Origin of the sequence: Streptomyces sp. NPDC046860 (assembly GCF_040645115.1) — a bacterium.
Lineage (GTDB): Bacteria > Actinomycetota > Actinomycetes > Streptomycetales > Streptomycetaceae > Streptomyces.
Genome location: NZ_JBEYXQ010000013.1, coordinates 66,356 through 87,274, shown reverse-complemented (window position 1 = coordinate 87,274; position 20,919 = coordinate 66,356). Strand labels below are relative to the sequence as shown.

At 72.3% G+C, this 20,919-nt stretch carries 18 protein-coding genes and 1 tRNA gene; 9 read left to right on the top strand and 10 right to left on the bottom strand.

Annotation, left to right across the window (positions count from 1 at the left end):
• Position 1 precedes the first annotated feature (1 nt).
• The 3 genes from ABZ898_RS20080 to ABZ898_RS20070 form a co-directional block, all read right to left on the bottom strand.
• Positions 2 to 1,570: a sodium:solute symporter family protein gene (locus ABZ898_RS20080; RefSeq protein ID WP_361660319.1), complete on the bottom strand. Its 1,569-nt coding sequence runs from the start codon at positions 1,568 to 1,570 to the stop codon at positions 2 to 4.
• Positions 1,571 to 1,748: 178 nt separating this feature from the next.
• On the bottom strand, positions 1,749 to 3,737 hold the full coding sequence (locus ABZ898_RS20075; protein WP_361660316.1) for an MFS transporter: 1,989 nt from the start codon (positions 3,735 to 3,737) through the stop codon (positions 1,749 to 1,751).
• Between the two features lie 165 nt (positions 3,738 to 3,902).
• On the bottom strand, positions 3,903 to 6,395 hold the full coding sequence (locus tag ABZ898_RS20070; RefSeq protein ID WP_361660313.1) for a D-alanyl-D-alanine carboxypeptidase: 2,493 nt from the start codon (positions 6,393 to 6,395) through the stop codon (positions 3,903 to 3,905).
• Positions 6,396 to 6,591: 196 nt separating this feature from the next.
• On the opposite strand from ABZ898_RS20070, the gene ABZ898_RS20065 reads away from it, so the two are divergent.
• The 3 genes from ABZ898_RS20065 to ABZ898_RS20055 all read left to right on the top strand — a co-directional run bounded on the left by ABZ898_RS20065 (position 6,592) and on the right by ABZ898_RS20055 (position 8,837).
• Positions 6,592 to 7,347: a GPP34 family phosphoprotein gene (locus ABZ898_RS20065; RefSeq protein ID WP_361660311.1), complete on the top strand. Its 756-nt coding sequence runs from the start codon at positions 6,592 to 6,594 to the stop codon at positions 7,345 to 7,347.
• Between the two features lie 256 nt (positions 7,348 to 7,603).
• Entirely contained in the window at positions 7,604 to 8,461 is an 858-nt protein-coding gene (locus ABZ898_RS20060) for a helix-turn-helix transcriptional regulator (RefSeq protein ID WP_361660307.1), read from the top strand.
• A 187-nt stretch (positions 8,462 to 8,648) separates the two neighbouring features.
• Positions 8,649 to 8,837: a DUF397 domain-containing protein gene (locus ABZ898_RS20055; protein ID WP_361660304.1), complete on the top strand. Its 189-nt coding sequence runs from the start codon at positions 8,649 to 8,651 to the stop codon at positions 8,835 to 8,837.
• Positions 8,838 to 8,990: 153 nt separating this feature from the next.
• Here ABZ898_RS20055 and ABZ898_RS20050 read toward each other — a convergent pair whose 3' ends face one another.
• Both ABZ898_RS20050 and ABZ898_RS20045 read right to left on the bottom strand, forming a co-directional pair.
• On the bottom strand, positions 8,991 to 9,497 hold the full coding sequence (locus ABZ898_RS20050; RefSeq protein ID WP_361660302.1) for a glutathione peroxidase: 507 nt from the start codon (positions 9,495 to 9,497) through the stop codon (positions 8,991 to 8,993).
• Positions 9,498 to 9,507: 10 nt separating this feature from the next.
• The gene (locus ABZ898_RS20045) at positions 9,508 to 10,485 is read right to left on the bottom strand and encodes a winged helix-turn-helix domain-containing protein (protein WP_361660533.1); all 978 of its coding nucleotides are present in this window, start codon (positions 10,483 to 10,485) and stop codon (positions 9,508 to 9,510) included.
• A 75-nt stretch (positions 10,486 to 10,560) separates the two neighbouring features.
• On the opposite strand from ABZ898_RS20045, the gene ABZ898_RS20040 reads away from it, so the two are divergent.
• The 3 genes from ABZ898_RS20040 (at position 10,561) to ABZ898_RS20030 (ending at position 13,250) form a co-directional block, all read left to right on the top strand.
• The gene (locus ABZ898_RS20040) at positions 10,561 to 11,763 is read left to right on the top strand and encodes an MFS transporter (RefSeq protein WP_361660299.1); all 1,203 of its coding nucleotides are present in this window, start codon (positions 10,561 to 10,563) and stop codon (positions 11,761 to 11,763) included.
• Complete coding sequence (locus tag ABZ898_RS20035; protein WP_361660296.1) at positions 11,764 to 12,162, top strand: TraR/DksA C4-type zinc finger protein; 399 nt, start codon at positions 11,764 to 11,766, stop codon at positions 12,160 to 12,162. It begins immediately after the preceding gene.
• Positions 12,163 to 12,293: 131 nt separating this feature from the next.
• Positions 12,294 to 13,250, top strand: a complete 957-nt coding sequence (locus ABZ898_RS20030) for a bile acid:sodium symporter family protein (RefSeq protein WP_361660530.1) — start codon at positions 12,294 to 12,296, stop codon at positions 13,248 to 13,250.
• A 19-nt stretch (positions 13,251 to 13,269) separates the two neighbouring features.
• Here the strand turns inward: ABZ898_RS20030 and ABZ898_RS20025 are convergent, their stop codons facing one another.
• From ABZ898_RS20025 to ABZ898_RS20015, 3 genes are all read right to left on the bottom strand, one after another.
• The gene (locus ABZ898_RS20025; RefSeq protein WP_361660293.1) at positions 13,270 to 13,683 is read right to left on the bottom strand and encodes a hypothetical protein; all 414 of its coding nucleotides are present in this window, start codon (positions 13,681 to 13,683) and stop codon (positions 13,270 to 13,272) included.
• A gap of 131 nt (positions 13,684 to 13,814) precedes the next feature.
• The gene (locus tag ABZ898_RS20020; RefSeq protein WP_361660291.1) at positions 13,815 to 15,431 is read right to left on the bottom strand and encodes an MFS transporter; all 1,617 of its coding nucleotides are present in this window, start codon (positions 15,429 to 15,431) and stop codon (positions 13,815 to 13,817) included.
• A gap of 256 nt (positions 15,432 to 15,687) precedes the next feature.
• Positions 15,688 to 16,014, bottom strand: a complete 327-nt coding sequence (locus tag ABZ898_RS20015; protein ID WP_361660288.1) for a carboxymuconolactone decarboxylase family protein — start codon at positions 16,012 to 16,014, stop codon at positions 15,688 to 15,690.
• 243 nt (positions 16,015 to 16,257) lie between these two features.
• On the opposite strand from ABZ898_RS20015, the gene ABZ898_RS20010 reads away from it, so the two are divergent.
• Entirely contained in the window at positions 16,258 to 16,599 is a 342-nt protein-coding gene (locus tag ABZ898_RS20010) for an amphi-Trp domain-containing protein (RefSeq protein ID WP_361660285.1), read from the top strand.
• Positions 16,600 to 16,664: 65 nt separating this feature from the next.
• On the opposite strand, the gene ABZ898_RS20005 is transcribed toward ABZ898_RS20010, so the two are convergent.
• A tRNA-Arg gene (locus ABZ898_RS20005) sits at positions 16,665 to 16,737 on the bottom strand.
• A 97-nt stretch (positions 16,738 to 16,834) separates the two neighbouring features.
• On the bottom strand, positions 16,835 to 18,166 hold the full coding sequence (locus ABZ898_RS20000; RefSeq protein ID WP_361660282.1) for a M6 family metalloprotease domain-containing protein: 1,332 nt from the start codon (positions 18,164 to 18,166) through the stop codon (positions 16,835 to 16,837).
• Between the two features lie 353 nt (positions 18,167 to 18,519).
• Between ABZ898_RS20000 and ABZ898_RS19995 the strand changes: the two genes are divergently transcribed.
• Both ABZ898_RS19995 and ABZ898_RS19990 read left to right on the top strand, forming a co-directional pair.
• Positions 18,520 to 19,164 carry a helix-turn-helix domain-containing protein gene (locus ABZ898_RS19995; RefSeq protein WP_361660527.1) on the top strand — a complete coding sequence of 215 codons (645 nt, stop codon included), beginning with the start codon at positions 18,520 to 18,522 and terminating at the stop codon, positions 19,162 to 19,164.
• Between the two features lie 205 nt (positions 19,165 to 19,369).
• On the top strand, positions 19,370 to 20,908 hold the full coding sequence (locus ABZ898_RS19990) for an MFS transporter (RefSeq protein ID WP_361660279.1): 1,539 nt from the start codon (positions 19,370 to 19,372) through the stop codon (positions 20,906 to 20,908).
• Positions 20,909 to 20,919 lie beyond the last annotated feature (11 nt).

Genomic DNA, 20,919 nt, shown 5'->3' with positions numbered 1-20,919 from the left:
CTCACTCCTTCCGGGGCGCGCCCAGCACGTCGTCGCCCGCCGGACCCGGCGCCGGGACGGTCGCCGCGCCGCCGCCGTCGGAGTTGACCTGGTCGATGACCGCCAGCCGCTCGGGGGTGTCCTCCGGCTTGATCCAGCCGATCCCGGCGTAGAGCAGCAGGGACACCGCGAGGGGCACCGAGACCTGGTACTGGAGCGGCACCCCGCCCTCCACCTGCCAGTTCAGCGGGTAGTTGACCAGCCAGAACGCCAGCAGGCCGGCCGCCCAGGCGGTGAGCGCGGCCGTCGGCCCGGAGCGGCGGAAGGGGCGGAGCAGTCCCAGCATCATCGGGATGGCGATCGGCCCCATCAGCCCGGCCACCCACTTGATGACGACCGTGATGATGTCCTTGAACGCCGGGGAGTCCACCTGGGTCGCCACCGCCATCGACAGCCCGAGGAAGACCACCGTCGTCACCCGCGCCGCCAGCAGTCCGGTCCGCGCGCCCCACCCGCGCGCCCGCCGGGACAGCACCGGCGCCACGTCCCGCGTGAACACGGCCGCGATGGCGTTCGCGTCGGACGAGCACATGGCCATGGTGTGCGAGAAGAACCCGACCACCACCAGCCCCAGCAGCCCGTGCGGGAGGAGCTGTTCGGTCATCAGCGCGTAGGCGTCCGACCCGTCCGGCTTCTGGGCGCGCACCAGCAGCGGGGCCATCCACATCGGGAAGAACAGCACCACCGGCCACACCAGCCACAGCAGCGCCGAGAGCCGCGCGGACCGGGCCGCCTCGCGCGGGCCGCTCGTCGCCATGTACCGCTGGGCCTGGTTGAGCATGCCGCCGTTGTACTCGAAGAGCTTGATGAACAGGAACGCCAGCAGGAACACCGTCCCGTACGGGCCCGCCAGCGGCTCCCCGTGCCCCTTGAGCGCCGGCTCGTCGAGGGCGCCGAACACCCCGATGTCCTTCTCGCCGAGCTTCAGGACGACCGCCACGAACATCGCCACCCCGGCCAGCAACTGGATGACGAACTGGCCGAGTTCGGTCAGCGCGTCCGCCCACAGCCCGCCGATCGTGCAGTACACGGCGGTCACCGCGCCGGTGATCAGGATGCCCTGGTTCAGGGACGCCCCGGTGAACACCGACAGCAGGGTGGCGATGGCCGCCCACTTCGCGCCCACGTCCACGATCTTCAGCAGCATCCCCGACCACGCCAGCGCCTGCTGCGTGGTGAGGTCGTACCGGTTCTTCAGGTACTCCAGCGGAGAGGACACCCCGAGCCGTGAGCGCAGCCGGTTGATGCGCGGCGCGAACAGCCGGGAGCCGATGGCGATGCCCAGCGCGATCGGGAACGACCAGGTCACGTACGAGGTGACCCCGTAGGTGTAGGCGATGCCCGCGTACCCGGTGAACATCACCGCGCTGTAGCCCGACATGTGGTGCGAGATGCCGGACAGCCACCACGGCATCCGGCCCCCGGCCGTGAAGAAGTCCCCCACGTCGTCCACGCGCCGGTGCGACCAGAGACCGATCGCCACCATCACGCCGAAGTAGCCGATCAGCACCGCCCAGTCGAGACCGTTCATGTCTGCCCTCCCAGGGTCCGGCCACCGGCGTCAGCCAGTCAGGCATGTGAACTCTGGGTTTGAACATGGACGCGCGGCAAGGAAGCGTCACGTCAAGGGAAAGTAAAATCGTTCGGTTCTCTGACCTTGGTTCAGAGATGTGAACAGCTCGATGTGAACGACCCGACGGGTTGGGCGGCTACTTCAGCTCGTCCGGGCAGGGCGTCCCGCGCGGCAGCTGGTACGGCGCCGCGAGGTGGTACGTCCCCGCCCTCGGCGCCAGCAGCACCGTCCAGCGGTCGCCCGCCGCGTCCACCGGGGTCTCCCTCAGGCAGCCGTCGACGTTGACGTACGACTTCGGCGAACCCTCGGGGCGGCGCTTGGACTCCTCGGTCTCCTGCGGCGGCGTCAGGCTCCTGCCCTGCTCGTCCACCACGCTGAGCCACGGCGAGTACGGCACCCGGACCAGAATCCGTCCCGGCGCGCTGACCTCCAGCGTCATCTCGCCCTGCTCCGCCCGCCGGACCACCGCGTGCGGCTCGGCCAGCGGCGCCGGGTCCGTCACCCGGTAGAGCTGCCAGTTGGAGTCGCCCCAGATCCGCTCCAGGTACGGCATCCCGCGCAGCACCAGCTCCCGCTCGCGCACCCCGCCGTCGCCGTCCGGGTCGTCCACCGCCGGCAGCACCACGTACCGCACCGCCCACCGCTGGAGCCACTCGTGGTAGTTGGCCGAGTTGAGGGTGTCGTCGTAGAAGAGCGGGTTGCGCTCCATGTCGGCCTGGCGGTTCCAGCCGCGCGCCAGGTTCACGTACGGCGCCAGCGCGGACGCCTCCCGGTGCGAGCGGACCGGGATGACCTCCACCCGGCCCTGCACCGCGTCCGCCCGCTGCAACTGGTGCACCAGGGGCGCCAGCTCACGCGCCCAGGACGCGGCCGGGGTCGTGTGGACCACGTCGTCGACCGACTTGAAGCCGATCCACCCGACGAACCCGGCGAGCGCCAGCACCGTCGCGTACCAGCGGCGCGAGCGCGGCGCCGCGAACGGCAGCGCGGCCGTCAGCGCCACCCCCGCGAACAGCATCGGCAGCCGCGAGATGTTCGAGCCGATCTGTGAACTGATCAGCCACACCAGGACCACGCTCAGGCTGTACACACCCGCCGTCAGCCGTACGGTGACCCACTCCCTGGGCACCAGGACCACGCACAGCAGCCCGTACAGCAGCGGCATGATCACCGAGCCGAACGTCATCGGCTGGGTGCCGGAGAACGGGAACAGCCACGCCGACATGGCCACCACCGCCGCGGGAGCCAGCCCCAGGGCCCACGCGCCGGGCCGCCGCTTCTGCAGGAACAGCGCGACCGCGACCAGGCCCACGAACAGCCCCGCCACCGGCGACGCCATCGTGGCCAGCGCGGCCATCGGCGCGGCCGCCAGCGCCTTCGCCCAGCGCTTGTACCGGCCCCGGTAGGGCCAGCAGCACACCACCGCGACGGCGCCCGCGGCGAACAGCGCGGCGAGCCCGTAGGCCACCCACCCGGACACCGCGCCGCCGAGCAGCGCGAAGAGCCCGGCGAGCGCGGCCAGCGGCGCGGCCGCCAGCGGCGTGCCCCAGCGCGCGTACCGGCCCTCGTAGGGCCAGCAGAACACCGCCGCCACCGCGCAGAGCGCGAAGAGCGTGCCGAGGCCGAACGTCACCCGGCCCGAGACCGCGTTGCCCAGCAGCGCGAACACCCCGGCCAGCGCGGCCCACAGCGGATTGCGCACCGCCCGGCTGCGGTACAGCAGCGTCGTCAGCAGGGCGGCCGAGCCGGTGCCGGCGATCATCATGGTGGTCCGCACCCCGAGCACGGACATCAGATACGGCGACACCACGCTGTACGACACCGGGTGCATGCCCCCGTACCAGGCGAGGTTGTACGCCGAGCCGGGGTGCCGGCCGACGAACTCGGCCCAGGCGTCCTGCGCCGCGAGGTCGCCGCCGCTGTTGGCGAACGTGAAGAACCAGATGACGTGCAGGACACCGGCGAGCAGGGTCACCGACAGCACGGGATGACGGCGCACCCGGGCCCGCAGGGACGCGACGGCCGGCAGGCTGTCCGGGGCTTCCGGGGCCGCGACCGGTATCCGGGGACCGGACGCCGCGTCGGGCTCGGCGTCGTCGGCGCGCTTCGGCTCGGTTGTCGCCACGTCAGGCACTCCCCGTGTCCCGTCTTCCGTTCTCGGCCCCCTGCGCGGCCCGGGTGCGGTCCGAAGGTGACCTGCCCCGATTCGTGACGCTAGCACGCACCCCGCCGCCCGGCTCCTGTGGCGGGAGCGCGGACGGCGGGGTGTGCGGACGGGGCGTGCCGGGGGTCAGCCGAGGCGGGTCAGCTTGCTGCCGAGGCCCGGTTCGGCCAGGTCGTCGCGGAGCGCGACGGGCACCTTCACGGCACCGGCGGCGGTGCCGTCACCCACGGTGAGCGAGCCGACCTGGGTACCCGCCTTCGCGGTGTGCGGGACCGTGTCCGAGTCGAAGGAGAGCCGCACCTTCAGGCCCGCCCAGCCGGCCGCCTTCACGTCCTCGGTCACCTCGACCGGCGTGCGGCCGCCCAGGCCGTCGTCCACGTACCCGACGACCGTGCCCTTCTTCAGCAGCGTCTCCGACTTCAGCGCGCCCTGCGCGGCCCGGATCAGCGCGTCGCTGTGGTCCAGCGCGGCGCTCAGAATGGTGTTCTCCCGGCCGCCCGGAGGCTGCCGCAGCACCGCGCCGATGATCATCCGGGTCTCGCCGTCGACGTCCTGCTTCGCGGCGAAGACCAGGTTGCCGAGCGCCGAGGTGGTGGTACCGGTCTTGATGCCGACCACGCCGTTGTGCCCGACGAGCTGGTTCCAGTTGGAGTGGTACGTGCCCTTGTAGTCGGTGTACGACATCATCGCCGCCACCTCGCGGAACGCGGGCATGCGCATCGCGGCCTTGGCCAGCTTCACCTGGTCCGCGGCGGTGCTGACGGTGGAGTTGGTCAGCCCCGAGGGGTCGGTGTAGGTCGTCCCGCTCATGCCGAGGCCCTTGGCGGCGTCGTTCATCTTCGCCACGAACGCCTTCTCCGAACCGGCGTCCCAGCGGGCGAGCAGCCGGGCCACGTTGTTCGCGGACGCGATCAGCACGCCCTCCAGCGCCTCGCGCTGGGTGATCGCGTCACCCTCGGTCACGTCGACCGTGGACTCCTGGCCCGCCCTGGACTGGTCCTGGGCCGCCTTGTCGATCTTGATCTTCGGGCCCTCGGCGCCGCTCTTGAGCGGGTGGTCACGCAGGATCAGGTACGCGGTCATCACCTTCGCCACACTGGCGATCGGGACGGGCTTGCCGGACCCGGAGGAGCCGAACGAGCCGATGCCCTGCACGTCCAGCGCGGCCTGGCCGTCGGCGGGCCACGGGATGTCCGCCTTGCCGCCCCCGAAGGTGTGGCTGTCCTCGGCGGTCAGGGCCAGCGTGGGCTGCGGCAGCGCGCGCGTGGCCTGCACGACGCCCAGGATCACCACCAGCAGGATCACCAGCGGCGTCCAGATCTTCACCCGGCGCACCAGCGTGCGCACCGGGGTCTCCGGCGGCGGAGGCGTGTTCGTCAGCTCCGCCAGCAGGTCCAGCGGCGGCTTCGGCGGCAGCGGTTGCTGGGTCGTGCGCTCCGGCCCCACCTGGGGCACGGCCCGCGTCTCCTCGGCCCTCGGCGAAGGCGCCTTGAGGTCCGGCTTCAGCGCGACGAACCTGCTGGTCCGCTCGGCGTCCCGCTCGGCGGGGGAGGGCTTCGCGGGGGCGGGCTTCGGCTTCCCGCCGAGCTTGAGCATGGTCGTGGGCTGGTCGACCTCCGGCTTCTTGGGCCGGGGGGCCTTGAAGACGGTGGTGGGGTGGTCGACGGCGTCGGCGGGGGTGTCCTCGCCGGACTCGCCGGTGTCGTCACCGTCGGACTCGGTGTCGGACTCCGCGTCGTCCTCGGCGGCGGGGAGGGGGGTGCGCTTCTCGGAGTCCTTGGAGTCCTCGGAATCCTTGGCGGCCGGGGCGGGGACGTCCTTCGCGGAGTCCTCGGCGTCGCTGTCGGCGTCAGCGTCGGCGTCCGCTTCGGGGGCGGCCTCGGCCTCAGCCTCGGAACCGGTCTCGGACTTGGCCTCGTCGGAGGACCCGGCGTCGCCCTCCTCGGCGTCCCCCTCGGAGTCCTCGACGGTGTCCGCGGCGGAGCCGGAGGCGCCCTCAGGGGCGTCCTCGGGGGCCGCATCCCCGTCCGTGTCCTCGTGGGCGGCGACAGGGGCTTCGGGGGCCTCCTCGGCCCCGGAGTCCCCGGACGCGTCGTCAGAAGCGTCCTCGGAGCCGCTGGCGGCCTTCTCCGCGCCCTCGGAGCCGTCCTCGGCCTCCGGGGTGCCGGAACCTTCCTCCGGAGCGTCCTCGGCACCGGCAGGGGCGTCCTCGACGGCGTCGGCCTCGGGGGCCTCCGTGTCCGAACCACCCGAAGGGACAACGGCCTTGGCCGGAGCGCTCTCGCCCTCGTCGCTGTCGTCGTCGGCGCCGTCGCCCTCAGCCGGAGCAGCGTCCTCCTCCGGGCCGCCGGATGAACCCGCCGTCCCCGAGCCGCCCTTGGCCGAAGGCTTCCCCTTCGCCGAACCGCCGGAGGCGGAAGCATCGTCCGCCGAGCGGACCCACGCCGAGACCGCCTCGCGGAGTTCCTCGTCCTCGACGGGGGCCGCCGGGCCGGCGGTCACCTCGGCCGGTGCGGCCGAGTCCGCTTCGCGGGCCGCGGGAACGGTGCCCGCGCTCCCCGACGTCGGTTCCGCCGACGCTTCGTGCTGCTTCGACCTGTCGGGGGACTCGCCCGCCACCGATGCCTCCTTGATGCGCCGCACGCGCACTCGCGCGCCCTGTCCGAACCATGTACCAGTGTCCTGTGTGGGGGTTCGCCCGTAGTGGCAGACGAGAACGACATACCTGCCGGTTCCCCCACGAACCGGGCACGCACCCTCGACAGATGAATGTGAGAGGCGTCACCCTGTCATTCATCCACGCGGGGAGGCATGGATGGGCAGGAGCCGCAGAACACTTCCGGAAGAGCTTCTGATGCTCGCACTGGACCCGGCCACGGGTACCACTGCGCAGCCGCAGTCGCTCGACCTCGGTCTGGCCGGTGCGCAGCTAGTGGAGCTGGCGCTGGCCGGACGGATAGCCCCAGACGGGGATCGTATCGCCGTGGTGGTGCCACGGCCGACAGGAGATCCGACTCTGGACTGCGCGTTGGAGCTGCTGCGAAGGCGCGGCGCTCCGGTACGGGCCGTCCATTGGATAGGCGGGCCCCGGCTGGGCCTGCGTCAGACCTATCTGTCGCACCTGGAGAGGTGCGGCATGGTGGCCGCCGTCCCGGGCCAGATGTGCGGCGTGCTGCCGACCACGCGGTACCAGGCGACGGACACCACCATCAGCCGGGAGATCCGCGGGAGGCTCGACTCCGCGATCCGTACCGGCGTACCACCGGACCCCCGGACCGCCGCGCTGGCCGCGCTGGCCCACGCGGTCGGGCTGGGCAAGCACCTGTATCCGGGCAACGAGGGACGCTCGTCCCGCTCCCGGCTGCGGGACCTGATCCGGCACGACCCGATGGGCGGCCTGGTCGCGCACGCGGTGATGGACGTGCAGAACGGCGTGGCCGCGCAGCCGAGGCGCGGTCAGGGACCCGTGGGCCGGCAGCCCGGCCCCGGGGCCAGGGTCGCCGGGGAACCCGCGCGCGGGGTCCCGATGCAGCCGCACCACGGGCCGATGGCCCGCGTGGCGGCACACTGAACGGAGCACCGGCAGGGGCCGACTCCCGCCGGTGACGGGCTGGTCGAGGAGCGGGGCGGGCGGACCGACGGGGTCCCCCGCCCCGCTCCACCACTCGCGCGCACGCCGGACCGGGGCCGGTCAATATCAGCGAACTGACGCGTACGCGCCGCATATCCGACGTTTCCCAGCGGTAGGAACCACCTTGGTGGCAGTCTGCTCAACAGCAGATACACAAAGCGTCAGATAAAGGCAGCCGGCCGGAGGTGCGCGTCCCGTGGCGTCCAATGTCAATCCCACCGTCAGGCGGCGTCGGCTGGGCCAGGAGCTGCGCAAGCTCCGCGAGCTCAAGGGCATGACGGCCGAAGAGGTCGCCGACCGCCTGCTGGTGTCGCAGTCCAAGATCAGCCGGCTGGAGAACGGCCGCCGCAGCATCAGCCAGCGTGACGTCCGCGATCTGTGCGGGGTGTACGAGGTCGAGGACCAGAGGGTGGTCGACTCGCTGATGGAGATGGCCCGTGACTCCCGGCAGCAGGGCTGGTGGCACACCTTCGGCGACATCCCGTACAGCGTCTACATCGGTCTGGAGACCGACGCGCAGTCGCTGCGGGTGTACGAACCCCAGCTCGTCACCGGCCTGTTGCAGACCCGTGCCTACGCGGAGGCGCTGGTGCGTGGCGCGCTGCCGGAGACCTCGACCGCCGAGATCGACAAGCGCGTCAAGGTCCGGATGCGCCGCCAGGAGCGGGTCACCGACGAGGCCAACCCGCTGCGGCTCTGGGTGGTGCTGGACGAGGCCGCGCTGCACCGGGTCGTCGGCAGCAAGCTCATCATGCGCGAGCAGCTGGAGCACCTGGCCGAGCTGTCCCAGCTCCCGCACGTCACCGTGCAGGTGCTGCCCTTCGAGGTGGGCGCGCACCCCGGGCTCAACGGCCAGTACGCCATCCTTGAGTTCGCCGACGCGGCCGACTCCAGCGTGGTCTACCTGGAGGGCGTCACCAGCGACCTGTACCTGGAGAAGGCTCCGGACGTGCAGAAGTACGCCGTGATGTACGAGCACCTGCGTGCCCAGGCGCTCCCGGTGGAGCAGTCCCAGCGGTTCATCCAGGACGCCGCCAAGAGGTTCGCCCAGTAGGCCGGGAGTACGTGGGGCGAGGGATCGTACACGGCGCCCCGTTCCCCTGACTGCTCAGTTGGAATATGCCATCCGCTCGGGTGAACGTCTCCTGCGAGCAAGGGGGTTGACCGGTAGCGTCGATCACGCCAGCCGCTGGGAAGGGTTGGCGCGAACCGCACCACCGCAACTCGCAACAGGAGTGGACATGGCATTGATCCAGGGCGCGACGGAGACGTGGATGAAGTCCTCCTATTCCGCGGGCAACGGCGCCTGCGTCGAGGTCCAGTCGCCGACCCCCGCCGAACTCGCCGTACGTGACTCCAAGGACCTCGCGGGTCCCGTCCTGGCGTTCCCCGCCACGGCGTGGAACGCCTTCGTGGCCTCGGTCAAGTAGGGACCCCTCCGGTCCCACCGCGCGGAAGCACCGACCGATGCTTCGCCGAACACAACAGCACAAGCAGTACCCGAGAAGCCCCCTCGTCCGGTCGCCGTCCTTGCCGAGGGGGCTTCACTCATGCCGGCCGCGCGGGTGCCGGCGGCGCCGGTGTCAGCCGAGCTGCGCCTCGACGGCCGCCACGACCTCGGCGGACTCCGGCTCGGTCTGCGGGGCGAAGCGCGCGGCGATCTCGCCGTCGCGGCCGATCAGGAACTTCTCGAAGTTCCAGCGGATGTCACCGGTGTGGCCCTCGGCGTCGGCGAAGCCGGTCAGCCGGTCGTAGAGGGGGTGCCGGCCGTCGCCGTTCACCTCGACCTTCTCGGTGAGCGGGAAGGTCACGCCGTACGTCGCCGAGCAGAACTCGGCGATCTCCTCGGCGGAACCGGGCTCCTGGCCCATGAACTGGTTGCACGGCACGCCGAGCACGGTGAACCCGCGCGGGCCGAACCGCTCCTGGAGCCGCTCCAGACCCGTGTACTGCGGGGTCAGCCCGCACTTGGAGGCCACGTTCACGACGAGCACGGCCTGTCCGGCGTACTGGGAGAGCTCTGCGGAGCCGCCCTTGAGCGCGCCGATCTCGACGTCGAGGGGGGAGGAGGTGTGATCGCTGGTCGTCATGGTGGGCAGCCTAACCAGGGCCCTTCCGGGCGGCCTCCACCAGTACCTCGCCGGCGGCGGTGCGCGTGTACAGCACCGAGCGGCCCGCGCGGCGGCGGGAGATCAGGGCGCAGTCGCGGAGCACCTTCAGGTGACGGCCGACCGAGCCGAGGGTCTGTCCGGTGAGCGCGGTGAGCTGGGTGGTGCTCAGGGGGGAGTCCAGCAGGGTGAGGACGGTCGCGCGGGCCGGACCGAGCAGCGCGCCCAGGCTCGCGGCCACCGGGCGGTCGGCCTGCCCGGCCAGCGCCCCGGCGCAGGGGTAGATCACCGCGTACCGCTCCCGCTCCTCCCAGGACACCCAGCCCTGCCGCTGCGGGGTCACCGGGACGAGGACGAGATCGGAGCCGGAGATCTCGCGGGGCGGGTAGGCGCGCGCGTTGACCTGGAACCGGCTCTCCCCGAGCCACCGCGTCCCCGGGCGCAGGCCGTCCAGCACCCCGGCCCAGCCGCCCCGGCCCATCCGCGCGGTACGCGCCAGGACGTCCGTCTCCAGCACCCGTCTGCGGTGCTCCCAGTGCGGGCGCACCGTCTCCTCCCACACCCACTCCAGCAGTGCCGCCGCCCGCTCGGGCAGGTCGTCCCGGTCCAGCACGGCGGGCAGCGGCGGCCCGCCGAGGGAGAGCAGCAGGTGGGCGCGGGCGTCGGCGGGACGGGCGGCCCGCACCCGGGCGAGCCCTTCGGCGACGGTCTCCCCGTCCCGCGGGGCGGGCGTGAGGAAGTCGGCGATCCAGTCCCGGCCCAGCCCCGCGCGCACCAGCCGCGCGGTGACCGGGTCCGCTGCCAACAGGGCCCGGTAGGCGGGCAGATGAGTGTGCAGCCACTCCCGCTCGCCGGGGTGCGTGGGCGCGGCCGCGTTCAGCAGCTTGAGGCTGGCGAAGGTCTCGGCGAAGGGGGAGATCACGAAGCGGCTGCGGGCCAGCGTGTCGGCGTCGAGCAGCCACCAGCCCATACGCGTCACCCCCCGGTCTTTCGCGGTCCGGCGAAACAATAACCAGCCCCTCACCGCCCCGCCGAGACTTCCCGCATGCCGAGCTACAGATCCCTGTTCCGCACCCCGGAGTTCACCCCCCTCTTCCTCGCCTCCTCCGCGCAGACCGCCGCCCAGACGATGGGCGGGCTCGCCCTGGGCACCCTCGTCTACCGGGCCACCGGCTCCCCGCTGCTCTCGGCGCTGAGCATGTTCGGCCCGTCGCTGGCCCAGGTCCTCGGCGCGACCTTCCTGCTCTCCGGCTCCGACCGGCTGCCCCCGCGCACCGCCCTGTCCGCGATCGCGGCGGTCTTCGCGGCCGGCACGGCGTTCCAGGCGGTTCCGGGTCTGCCGCCGGGCGTCCTGCTGGGGGCCGTGTTCCTGCTGGGCCTGGTGGCCGCGCTGGGCGGCGGGGTGCGCTGGGGCCTGGTGAACGAGATCCTCACCAGGGACGGCTACCTGCAGGGCCGTTCCCTCTTCAACATCATGAGCGGTCTGACCCAGACGGCCGGGTACGCGACCGGCGGCGCCCTGCTGACCGCGGTCTCCCCGCGCACCTGCCTGCTGCTCGCCGCCGCCCTGTACCTGACCGCCGCCCTGCTGCTCCGGACCGGCCTCACCGCCCGGCCGCCCCGCGCCACCGGCCGCCCGTCCGTGGCGGCGACCTGGCACACCAACGCCGTCCTGTGGTCCTCGCGCCCCCGCCGGCTCACCTACCTGGGCCTGTGGGTGCCCAACGGCCTGGTCGTCGGCTGCGAGTCGCTGTACGTGTCGTACGCGCCGGACGCCGCGGGCACGCTGTTCGCCTGCGCGGCGGTGGGGATGCTGGTGGGGGACGTGACGGTGGGCCGGCTCCTGCCCGCCCCGGTCCGCGCCCGCCTGGCCACTCCGCTGCTGCTCCTCCTCGCCGTGCCGTACCTGGCCTTCGCGGCCCGCCCTCCGCTGCCGGTGGCCCTGCTGTGCGTGACGCTCGCCTCGGTGGGCTTCGGCGCGAGTCTGGTCCAGCAGGAACGCCTGATGTCCCTGACCCCGGGCGACCTGTCCGGCCACGCCCTCGGGCTGCACTCGGCGGGGATGCTGACCATGCAGGGGGTGAGCGCGGGCCTGGCGGGAGCACTGGCCCAACTGACCTCTCCGGCGACGGGGATGACGGTCATGGCCGGGGCGTCGGTCGCGGTGACGGCGGGGCTGGCGCTGGCGGGCCGGACGGACGGGGCGGGGGCCCGGAATACGCCCGCCCGGCTGGACGCTGACGTATGAATGACCGATTCGTCAGGCAATGTCCCGGACGCGTCAGGCGATGCCCCGGACGCGGCCGCGATCCAGGCCCGTCTCCTGGCCGAGCGCGCCGCCACCCAGACCCAGATCGAGGCCCTGAACAGGGATTTCACCGCGATCGTGGAGGCCAACGCCCTGGTCGCCGTCGACGACGAACACGATCCGGACGGTTCCAGCACCGCCTTCGAACGGGCCCACGTCTCCTCCCTCCTCACCCAGGCCCGCACCCACCTCGACCACCTGGACGAGGCCCTCTCCCGCCTCGCGGAGGGCGGATACGGCATCTGCGAGACCTGCGGCACGAAGATCTCGCCGGAACGCCTGGACATCCGCCCGGCTACCACGCAGTGCGTGGGGTGCGCGGGGGCGGCGCCGCGATAGGTGCCCCATACACGGACGGGGGGGGCGTCTGGCACGATCGGCGGGCGGGCGGATTGCCGCGCGCGACGACGGGACGGCGGACGCGGGAGCGGTAAGTGCAGCACTCAGAGGACCGGGTCGCCCCGGCCGACGTGACAACTGACCTGGCGGACACGGCGGATGCCGGCCGCGCGGCGAGACGGGCCGTGACCGTCTTCCCCCTGCTGGTGCTGGCCGCGGGTGCCCTCGGGATGGTGATGCCGTCGGCCTTCGCCGGGGGGAAGACGGCTGTTCCGTACCTGCTCGGGGTCGTCATGTTCTGCATGGGGCTGACGATGACGTCGGAGGACTTCCAGGGTGTGGCCAGGCGCCCCTGGGCGGTCGCGCTCGGTCTGGTCGCGCACTACGTGATCATGCCGGGCCTCGGCTGGGCGATCGCCGGGCTGCTGGACCTGCCCCCGGCGCTGGCCGTGGGCGTCATCCTCGTCGGCTGCACGCCGAGCGGCACGGCGTCCAACGTGGTGACCTTCCTCGCCAGGGGTGACGTGGCCCTGTCGATGTCGGTGGCGACGGTCTCCACGCTGATCGCCCCGCTGGTCACCCCGTACCTGGTCCTGCTGCTCGCGGGGCACATGCTGGACGTCGAGGCGGGCCCGATGATGGTCGACATCCTCAAGACGGTCCTGGTCCCGGTGGTGGCGGGCCTGCTGGTCCGGCGCCTGGCCTCGGGCCTCGCGCGCCGCTGCCTGCCCGCGCTGCCCTGGCTGTCGGCCGGGACGGTGGCCGTCATCGTCCTGATCGTCGTGGCCGCGAGCGCCTCCGCGCTGAAGGACGCGGCCGCGCTCGTCCTGCTCGCGGTGGTCCTGCACAACGCCCTCGGCCTGGCCCTCGGTTACGGAGCCGCCCGCGCGGCACGGCTCGACCCCGCGGCGAGCCGGGCCATGGCCTTCGAGGTCGGGATGCAGAACTCGGGCCTGGCCGCGTCGCTGGCGGCCACCTACTTCAACCCGCTGGCGGCGCTGCCGGCCGCGGTCTTCTCGGTCTGGCACAACGTGTCGGGCGCGGCGGTGGCCGCGTGGATGAACCGGCGTTCGCGGCTGGACGGCTGACGGCCGCCCAGCCCACGGGCTACTTCTTCACGGGGTCCAGGCAGAGCACGAACTTCTCCGCGTCCCACTCCTGCGCGAGCGCGGCCTCGCCGACGGTGCAGGCGTTGACGTCGAAGGTGTCCTTGACGACCTTGATCACCTTGTAGTTGGCGTCCTTGTCGGTGCAGTCCTTGGTGTCGACCTCGGGGTCGTTGTCGCCACCGGTCACCCGGACGCAGTCGCCGGCCTCGGCGTGCACCGGGGAGTTGAAGACGTACGCGATGCCGACCTTCACCACCACGGCGACGACGAGCAGAGCCACGATGCTGAGGAACTTCTTCACCTTGCTCGGCTTGGCGGGCGCGGCGGCGGGCACGGGCGCGGCCCCCTGGAAGGGCTGACCCTGCTGGAACTGGGGGTCCTGCGGGGCGGCGGGGGGCGTCGGAGCGCTCATCGTCGGACTTTCTGAGAGTTTCATGAAGAATCGAACGCGCGCACGTTACACGAAAAGTAAGTCCCGCATAAGGGCGAGGCGGACGGCCTTCACCGCCGGGCGAAGAAGGCGCACCTCCGGCCGGTCAGCGACTAGTTGGCCGCCGACCGGGGCTGGGTCGCCGGGATGCGCGAGGTGAAGAACAGGGCGAGGACCGCGGCGAAGGCGAGGACGGCGAGCGCGGCCCGCAGACCGTCGATCCTGGCTTCGGTGTTCGCGTCGAGCGCCGCCCGCGCGACCTCCGCCCCGGTGCCCGCCTCTTCGAGAGCGGACTTGAGCTGAGCGTCCGACAGGAACGGCGCACCGCTCTGGAGTTGGACGTTCGCCTGACTCTTGACCTCGGCCGGGATCGCCGGGTTCCGCTCCACGCTGGTGAGGAAGGAGGTCGTCAGCGCGGCGATCATGATCGACCCGGCGAGCGCCGTACCGATCGAGGCGCCGAGGTTGGTGACGGCGTTCTGCACGCCGCCGACCTCCGCGCTCCGCGACTCCGGCACCGCGGACACGGTGACCGACCCGAGCTGGGAGGCCAGCGCCCCCATGCCCAGCCCGATCAGCAGCAGCGGGACGGTCACGATCGCCGCGTCCGCCTCCACGTCGAGCGCGCCCATCAGGGCCACCGCGCCCACGAGCAGCGCGAGGGTCCCGAGCCGCACCACCCGCCGCGGAGACACGTCCGGGAGGAGCCGGGGGATCAGCACGGCGGCCGCCAGCAGCGTCACGGACAGCGGCAGGATGCGGGCGCCGGTCTGGAGCGCGGACAGCCCCAGGGCGACGGACAGGTAGAGCGGTACGACGAAGAAGACGCCCATCTGGACCAGGTACTGGAAGAAGAACATCGTCAGTCCGCCGGTGAACTGCGGTACGCGCAGCATGCCCGGGTCGACGAGCGGCTCCCCGCCCCGCCGGACCACGCGCGCCTCCCAGCGGAGGAAGAGCCAGACCAGGGAGAGCCCGGCCAGCATCAGCCACACGACCAGCGAGACCCCGAGCCCCGAGGGCGCGCCGGGCTTCGGCTGGAGCCAGCCCCACTCGTCGGAGCGGAGCACGCCGTAGACGAAGAGCCCGAGCCCGAGCGCGGAGAGCACGGCGCCGACGAGGTCGATGCGGGGGCGTTCGCCGACCGGCGCGTCGGCGATGCGGCCGGCGAGCCCCAGGATGCCGAGCACCATCACGACCTCACCGGCGAAGACCCACCGCCAGGAGAAGTACGTCGTCGCGACACCCCCGACGAGCGGCCCGACCGCGATCGCCACGGCTCCCGCGGCCGCGACGAGACCATAGGCGGCGGCGCGGCGCTCGGCGGCGAAGTTGCTCGCCACGAGCGCCACGATCGCGGGCAGGATGAGGGCGGCTCCGATCCCCTCCAGGAACGCCCAGCCGAGCAGCAGCACGGGCAGGTTCGGCGCGAGCGCGGTGATGAGGGAACCGCACCCGTAGACGACGCAGCCGATCATGAACGCGCGTTTGCGGCCGATCAGCGCCCCCACCTTGCCGCCGGGGATCATGAACATCGCCATGACCAGGGTGTAGGCCGTGATCGCGCCCTGCACACCCGACACCGTCGTGCCCACGTCCTCGGCCACCGTGGCGATGGAGACGTTCATGACGGAGCTGTCGAGCGCCATCAGGAACTGCCCCGCCGCGAGTGCCAGCAGGACGATGCGCGCCGTGCCCGATTTCTCGGAGGTACCTGCTCCGGATGCCATGCGCGCATCGTCCCAGCAGCTCCGGAGGCCGCTCCGTGACCCGCCGTGCACATCGACCGGTTGGCGCACCCGGCCCGGCGGCGTTGCTCGGGGACCGGTGGTCGCGCTCGTGGTGACCGGCGTACGGCTCGGCGAAGGCGGCCGGTGCGCGGCCGAAGAGGCCGCCGTTCACGCAAGTGGCTTACCTGTACGTCGCGTTGGCGGCCGTCGCTCCCGTCCGGCCGCGCTGACCACCGGGCCGGACGGGAGTCCGCTCTCAGCCCCGGGCCGAGATGTCGGCGTCGGCGACCGCGATGGCGATGCCGAGAGCCGTGGCGATGTTGGCCGCCGCCGTCATGACGCGGGCGGTGCCGACGATGGGGGCGATGGCGACCAGGACGTCCTGGAGCTGTTCGGCGGTCACCCCCGTCTCCAGGGCGGGATCGATATGGGCCGCGTAGGAGAGCGGCGGGGCGTCCGAGGCGGCGAGTGCCGCGATACGCGTGAGGATGAGCATGTCCGGGGGCAGCCCGCAGCGCTCGATCGAATCGACCGTCATGGCGGCGAGGGTGTCCAGGACAGGGGTGTCCGATGCGGTGGACATGGCGCTTGCCTTCCTGGTGAGTCGGGCCCGGGGGAGATGGGGCGGAAGCGGACCGCGTTTCCGCCGACGGGCGCCTTCTTCCCACCGTAGGACCCATCCGGGCCGTCTGCATGGCGCGCTCACCGGCAGGCGTGCCGAGGTGCGCGGGGCATCCGGGACGGCGAGATTGGAAGTAGCCCGACCGGCCGGAGCGGACCGGTCGCGGCAGTGACCGCCGGTCTTCGCCCGGGACGGGAGACACCCATGAAGGACCTCAGGTTCGAGCAGAAGCGCTCGCTCTCCCGCCGCGAGGCGGCCGACCAGCTCGCCGCACTCGCCGCCGCGCTGCGCGACGGCGGGGAGGCCGAACTGGAACTCGGCTCCGCGACGCTGAGCCTGCGCATCCCCGACGACCTCCGCAGCGAGGTGGAGATCGAGATCGGCGACGGCGAGGTCGAGCTGGAGATCGAGTTCAAGTGGCCGACCACGCGGAAACGGCCGGCGCAGGCGCCCGCGGCGCAGACCCCGGCGCGCAAGAGCGAGCCCGCGAAGCCGGCCCGCGGCGGCACGGGCAAGGGCGTGCGGCGCCCCGCCGCGAAGAAGTGACCCCGAGCAGCGCGAAGGCCCTCCCGCTCACCGAACGAAAGGGCCTCTGGCCTGGTCTTTCTCTGTGCCCCCGGCAGGATTCGAACCTGCGACACCCGCTTTAGGAGAGCGGTGCTCTATCCCCTGAGCTACGAAGGCGGGGTACGACGGCCACCTGGGTGGCTGCCCCTGACAGGGTAGCGGATCAGGGGTGGGGTGGTGGGCGAGCGGGGCGCGGGCGGTCAAAGGGGCCGGTTCAGCGGTCACTTGGCCGGACCGGCCCTGCCGCCGCCGTGCTGTTCTTCGCCGCGTGCGTGCGGGTCACCCGTACCCGGTACCTGTCGTCCAGGTCCGCGCTCACCACGTGGACGGTGATGCCGTGCGCCGGGTCCTTGAAGGTCTCGCCGGGGGAGAAAGGTGCGTCGGAGAGCTCGGCGTGGACGTTGGGGCTGCGGGTGCAGCCGCCGCTGTCCCGGTGGGCGTCGTAGACGGTGATGGGGCCGCGGCCGGTGTCGACGGCGGCGTCGACCTTGTAGACGAGGATGCCGGGCTTGCAGACGGCCTCGTCGTTCCCGCCCTCCGCCCGCAGCTCCAGCGCGTACGCGGTGCGGTCGTCGATCGGGACCATCACCAGCTTGCCGCCGTCCTTCCGGGAGAGCGGGGAGAGGGTGTACTCCTGGCTGCCCGCGGCCGTCGCGCAGCCGACCTGGCCCGCCGGCAGCCAGCCCAGCTTCCACTTGTGCCAGCCCAGCAGGTCGTTGTTGGCCCCCCAGTCCTCGCTCATGATGTCCCAGTGCCCGACCGCGCTGCCGCCCTCCTGCGTGTACAGGTCCGGCAGTCCGAAGGTGTGGCCGTTCTCGTGCGGCAGCACCCGGTAGCCCGTCTCCGCGTAGGCGCCGGAGCCGTCGTCCTGGCGGGAGTAGACGAAGGAGGCGTTGGCGACCGGGGTGCCGTCGGCCACCGGGGCCTCGCCGTTGCCGGCGAAGGTCACGGACAGGACCGTGTCCAGGGCGGAGGGGCCGGCGTTCGGAGTGACGAGCACGTTCAGCAGGTCGTACGAGCGGAAGTCCACGTCCGGGTCGGCGGCGGAGACGATGTCGCGCACCAGTTGCCGGTAGCCGGGGTCGAAGGGGGCGCCGCGCTCTATGCCGTAGTCCTCGAACGGCTTGGGCATCCGCAGCCAGGAGGTGATCGGGGTCTCGGCGCGGTAGTCGAGCCGGCCGTACGACGCCTTGGCGAACCATTCCTGGGTCTTCGGGAAGAACTCGTGGAAGCGGTCCATCGCCTTGCCCTCGCCGGGGGTGTCCGGGAAGTCGACCATGAGGGTCAGGGCATGGACGGTGCCGGTGGAGCGGGAGTAGCCGGTGGAGGTGGGGAAGCCCTCGGTCATCTGGACCTCCGCCGCCCCCTGGATCATGCAGGGAGCCAGGGCGGCCGTGCGTATCAGGCCGATCGGCCCGGAGGTGGTGCGCGCCGTGAGCTGCCCGGACCCGGCCGAGGTGCTGACCGCGAAGGTCAGCGCGGTCACCGAGGCGAGGGCGGCCACGCGGCGCGGGCGTATGCGGCGGCGGGGCGATGGCGGCTGCATACACGGACCTCCCGCTCCACGGCAGCCCCCGTTACCCGGCTGCGTCCTTGGCCTCACCCTGTGTCGCCGGGGCCGGTGCCGCGCGCTGAGGGAGGCCGATCGTGGGATTTCGGCAGGAGTGGGTGTGAATCGCATACTGTGGGGATGAATCGTCCGGCCGGGGGCGGGGCAGTGACGCGCCGAGTCATGCTGTGAGCCAGGTCACACGCGATTTCGCCGGAGCGGGAAATAAGCGGGGAGGGTCTCCCCGTTTAGACCTGTGTCCGCGCGAAACGGGGAGCTTCTCCCCGGATCACCGGACGCCCACCGTCCGCTTCCCGACCCGTACAGATGTGGAGTCCGCCGTGTCCGCCGTGCGCACCGCACCCCCCGCCCGCAGGGCGTCGCCCCGGCCCCGTGCCGACGCGCTCCGCAACCGGGAGCGGATCGTCACCGCCGCACGGGAGATGCTCGTCGAACACGGCCCCCAGGTGCCGCTCGACGAGATCGCCCGCCGCGCGGGCGTCGGCAACGCCACGCTGTACCGCAATTTCCCGGACCGGGAGGCCCTGGTCCGGGAGGTCCTGTGCTCCGTGATGGACCGCACGGCCGAGGCGGCGAAATGCGCGCTCGCCGAGACCGGCGACGCCTTCGCCGCGCTGGAGCGCTTCGCGCACGCCGCCGCCGAGGAGCGGATCAGCGCGCTGTGCCCGATGGTCTCCAGCACCTTCGACCACAGCCACCCCGACCTGGAGGCGGCACGGGAGCGGGTGGAGGCGCTGATCGCCGAGGTCATGGACCGCGCCAAGGCGGCCGGCCAGCTCCGCGGCGACGTCGGTGTCGGTGACCTGATGGTCGCCGCGGCGCAGCTCAGCCGGCCCCCGGCCGGTACGGCCTGCTTCGACGCCGACCGGTTCGTGCACCGCCATCTCCAACTCTTCCTCGACGGACTGCGGGCACCGGCCCGCTCCGTCCTGCCCGGCACGGCCGTGACCATGGAGGACCTGCGCACGTCCTGACCCGACCGACCTGACCGCCCGACCGCCAGACCCGCACGTCCGCCGGGCCCGCACCCCGGAACCAGAAGCCTCTTCTTTGCCACCCGGCCGCCGACGAGGGCGAGCCGGCGGGGCCCCGCACGCCCTGTGCGCGTACGCAGTGCCGCGTACGGCCGCGCCCCGCATGACCGATACGTCCGACCGAAGTCCCGAACGGGGTACCCCCATGTCCGAAACAGCCACCAAGCCGCCCGCGGCCGCCGCGCCCGGCGGCGACGCCAACCGCTGGAAGGCGCTCGTCTTCATCGCGCTGGCCCAGCTGATGGTCGTCCTCGACGCCACCATCGTGAACATCGCGCTGCCCTCCGCCCAGCAGGACCTCGGCATATCCGACGGCAACCGGCAGTGGGTCGTCACCGCCTACGCCCTCGCCTTCGGTGGTCTGCTGCTCTTCGGCGGCCGCATCGCCGACCTGTGGGGCCGCAAGCGGGCCTTCCTGCTCGGCCTCGCCGGCTTCGCCGCGGCCTCCGCGCTCGGCGGCGCCGCCACCACCGGCGTGATGATGTTCGGCGCCCGCGCCCTCCAGGGTGTCTTCGGCGCCCTGCTCGCCCCGGCCGCGCTGTCCCTGCTCGCGGTGATGTTCACCGACGCCAAGGAGCGCGCCAAGGCGTTCGGCATCTACGGCGCCATCGCGGGCGGCGGCGGTGCCGTCGGCCTGATCCTCGGCGGCTTCCTCACCGAGTACCTCGACTGGCGCTGGACCTTCTTCGTCAACGTCCCGTTCGCCATCGCCGCCGCGGCCGGTGCCTGGTTCGTGATCCGTGAGCCCGAGGGCGGCCGCAACCGCTCCCCGCTCGACATCCCCGGCGTGGTCCTGTCCACCCTCGGCCTGGTCGCCCTGGTGTACGGCTTCACCCGCGCCGAGTCCGACGGCTGGAGCGACGCGGTCACCATCTCGATGTTCGTCGCCTCCGTCGTGCTGCTGCTGGCGTTCGTCCTGGTCGAGCAGCGGGTCAAGGCTCCGCTGCTGCCGCTGCGCGTGGTCGCCGACCGCAGCCGCGGCGGCATCTACCTCTCGCTCGGCCTCGCCATCATCGGCATGTTCGGCCTGTTCCTCTTCCTGACCTACTACCTCCAGGTCGTGAAGGGCTACTCCCCGGTCAAGACCGGCTTCGCGTTCCTGCCGATGGTCGCGGGCATGATCACCGGCTCCACCCAGATCGGCGCCCGCCTGATGATCCGGGTCCCGGCCCGGCTGCTCATGGGCCCCGGCTTCGCGCTCGCCGCGGTCGGCATGCTGCTGCTGACCCAGCTGGAGATCGGCTCCTCCTACGCGGCGCTGCTGCTGCCCGCGATGGTGCTGCTCGGCCTCGGCATGGGTACGGCCTTCATGCCGGCGATGTCGCTGGCGACCCAGGGCGTCGAGCCCCGGGACGCGGGTGTCGCCTCCGCCATGGTCAACACCTCGCAGCAGGTCGGCGGCGCGATCGGCACCGCCCTGCTGAACACCATCGCCGCGTCCGCGACCACCTCGTACGTCAAGGACCACATCGCGTCCGCGACCGCCGCGCCGCAGCAGCAGCTGGTCAAGCTGCAGGGCATGGTGCACGGATACAGCTCGGCCATCTGGTTCGCCGTCGGCATCCTGGCCGTCGCCTCGCTGATCGCGTTCACCATGGTCAACGCGGGCAGGCCGGGCTCCACCAAGGTCGCCTCCGGTGACGGCGCCGAGGACGAGGTCCCGGTGCCGGTGGTGGCCCACTGACCTCGCGGTAG

Bases quoted from the DNA above. Each gene is read 5' to 3' on its own strand.
- ABZ898_RS20025 (WP_361660293.1), bottom strand. From the start codon at position 13,683: ATGAGCGCTCCGACGCCCCCCGCCGCCCCGCAGGACCCCCAGTTCCAG.
- ABZ898_RS20050 (WP_361660302.1), bottom strand. From the start codon at position 9,497: ATGACGACCAGCGATCACACCTCCTCCCCCCTCGACGTCGAGATCGGC.
- ABZ898_RS20040 (WP_361660299.1), top strand. From the start codon at position 10,561: ATGCCGAGCTACAGATCCCTGTTCCGCACCCCGGAGTTCACCCCCCTC.
- ABZ898_RS20020 (WP_361660291.1), bottom strand. From the start codon at position 15,431: ATGGCATCCGGAGCAGGTACCTCCGAGAAATCGGGCACGGCGCGCATC.
- ABZ898_RS20055 (WP_361660304.1), top strand. From the start codon at position 8,649: ATGGCATTGATCCAGGGCGCGACGGAGACGTGGATGAAGTCCTCCTAT.
- ABZ898_RS20035 (WP_361660296.1), top strand. From the start codon at position 11,764: ATGACCGATTCGTCAGGCAATGTCCCGGACGCGTCAGGCGATGCCCCG.
- ABZ898_RS19990 (WP_361660279.1), top strand. From the start codon at position 19,370: ATGTCCGAAACAGCCACCAAGCCGCCCGCGGCCGCCGCGCCCGGCGGC.
- ABZ898_RS20015 (WP_361660288.1), bottom strand. From the start codon at position 16,014: ATGTCCACCGCATCGGACACCCCTGTCCTGGACACCCTCGCCGCCATG.
- ABZ898_RS20000 (WP_361660282.1), bottom strand. From the start codon at position 18,166: ATGCAGCCGCCATCGCCCCGCCGCCGCATACGCCCGCGCCGCGTGGCC.
- ABZ898_RS20010 (WP_361660285.1), top strand. From the start codon at position 16,258: ATGAAGGACCTCAGGTTCGAGCAGAAGCGCTCGCTCTCCCGCCGCGAG.
- ABZ898_RS20065 (WP_361660311.1), top strand. From the start codon at position 6,592: ATGGGCAGGAGCCGCAGAACACTTCCGGAAGAGCTTCTGATGCTCGCA.
- ABZ898_RS20080 (WP_361660319.1), bottom strand. From the start codon at position 1,570: ATGAACGGTCTCGACTGGGCGGTGCTGATCGGCTACTTCGGCGTGATG.
- ABZ898_RS20045 (WP_361660533.1), bottom strand. From the start codon at position 10,485: ATGGGCTGGTGGCTGCTCGACGCCGACACGCTGGCCCGCAGCCGCTTC.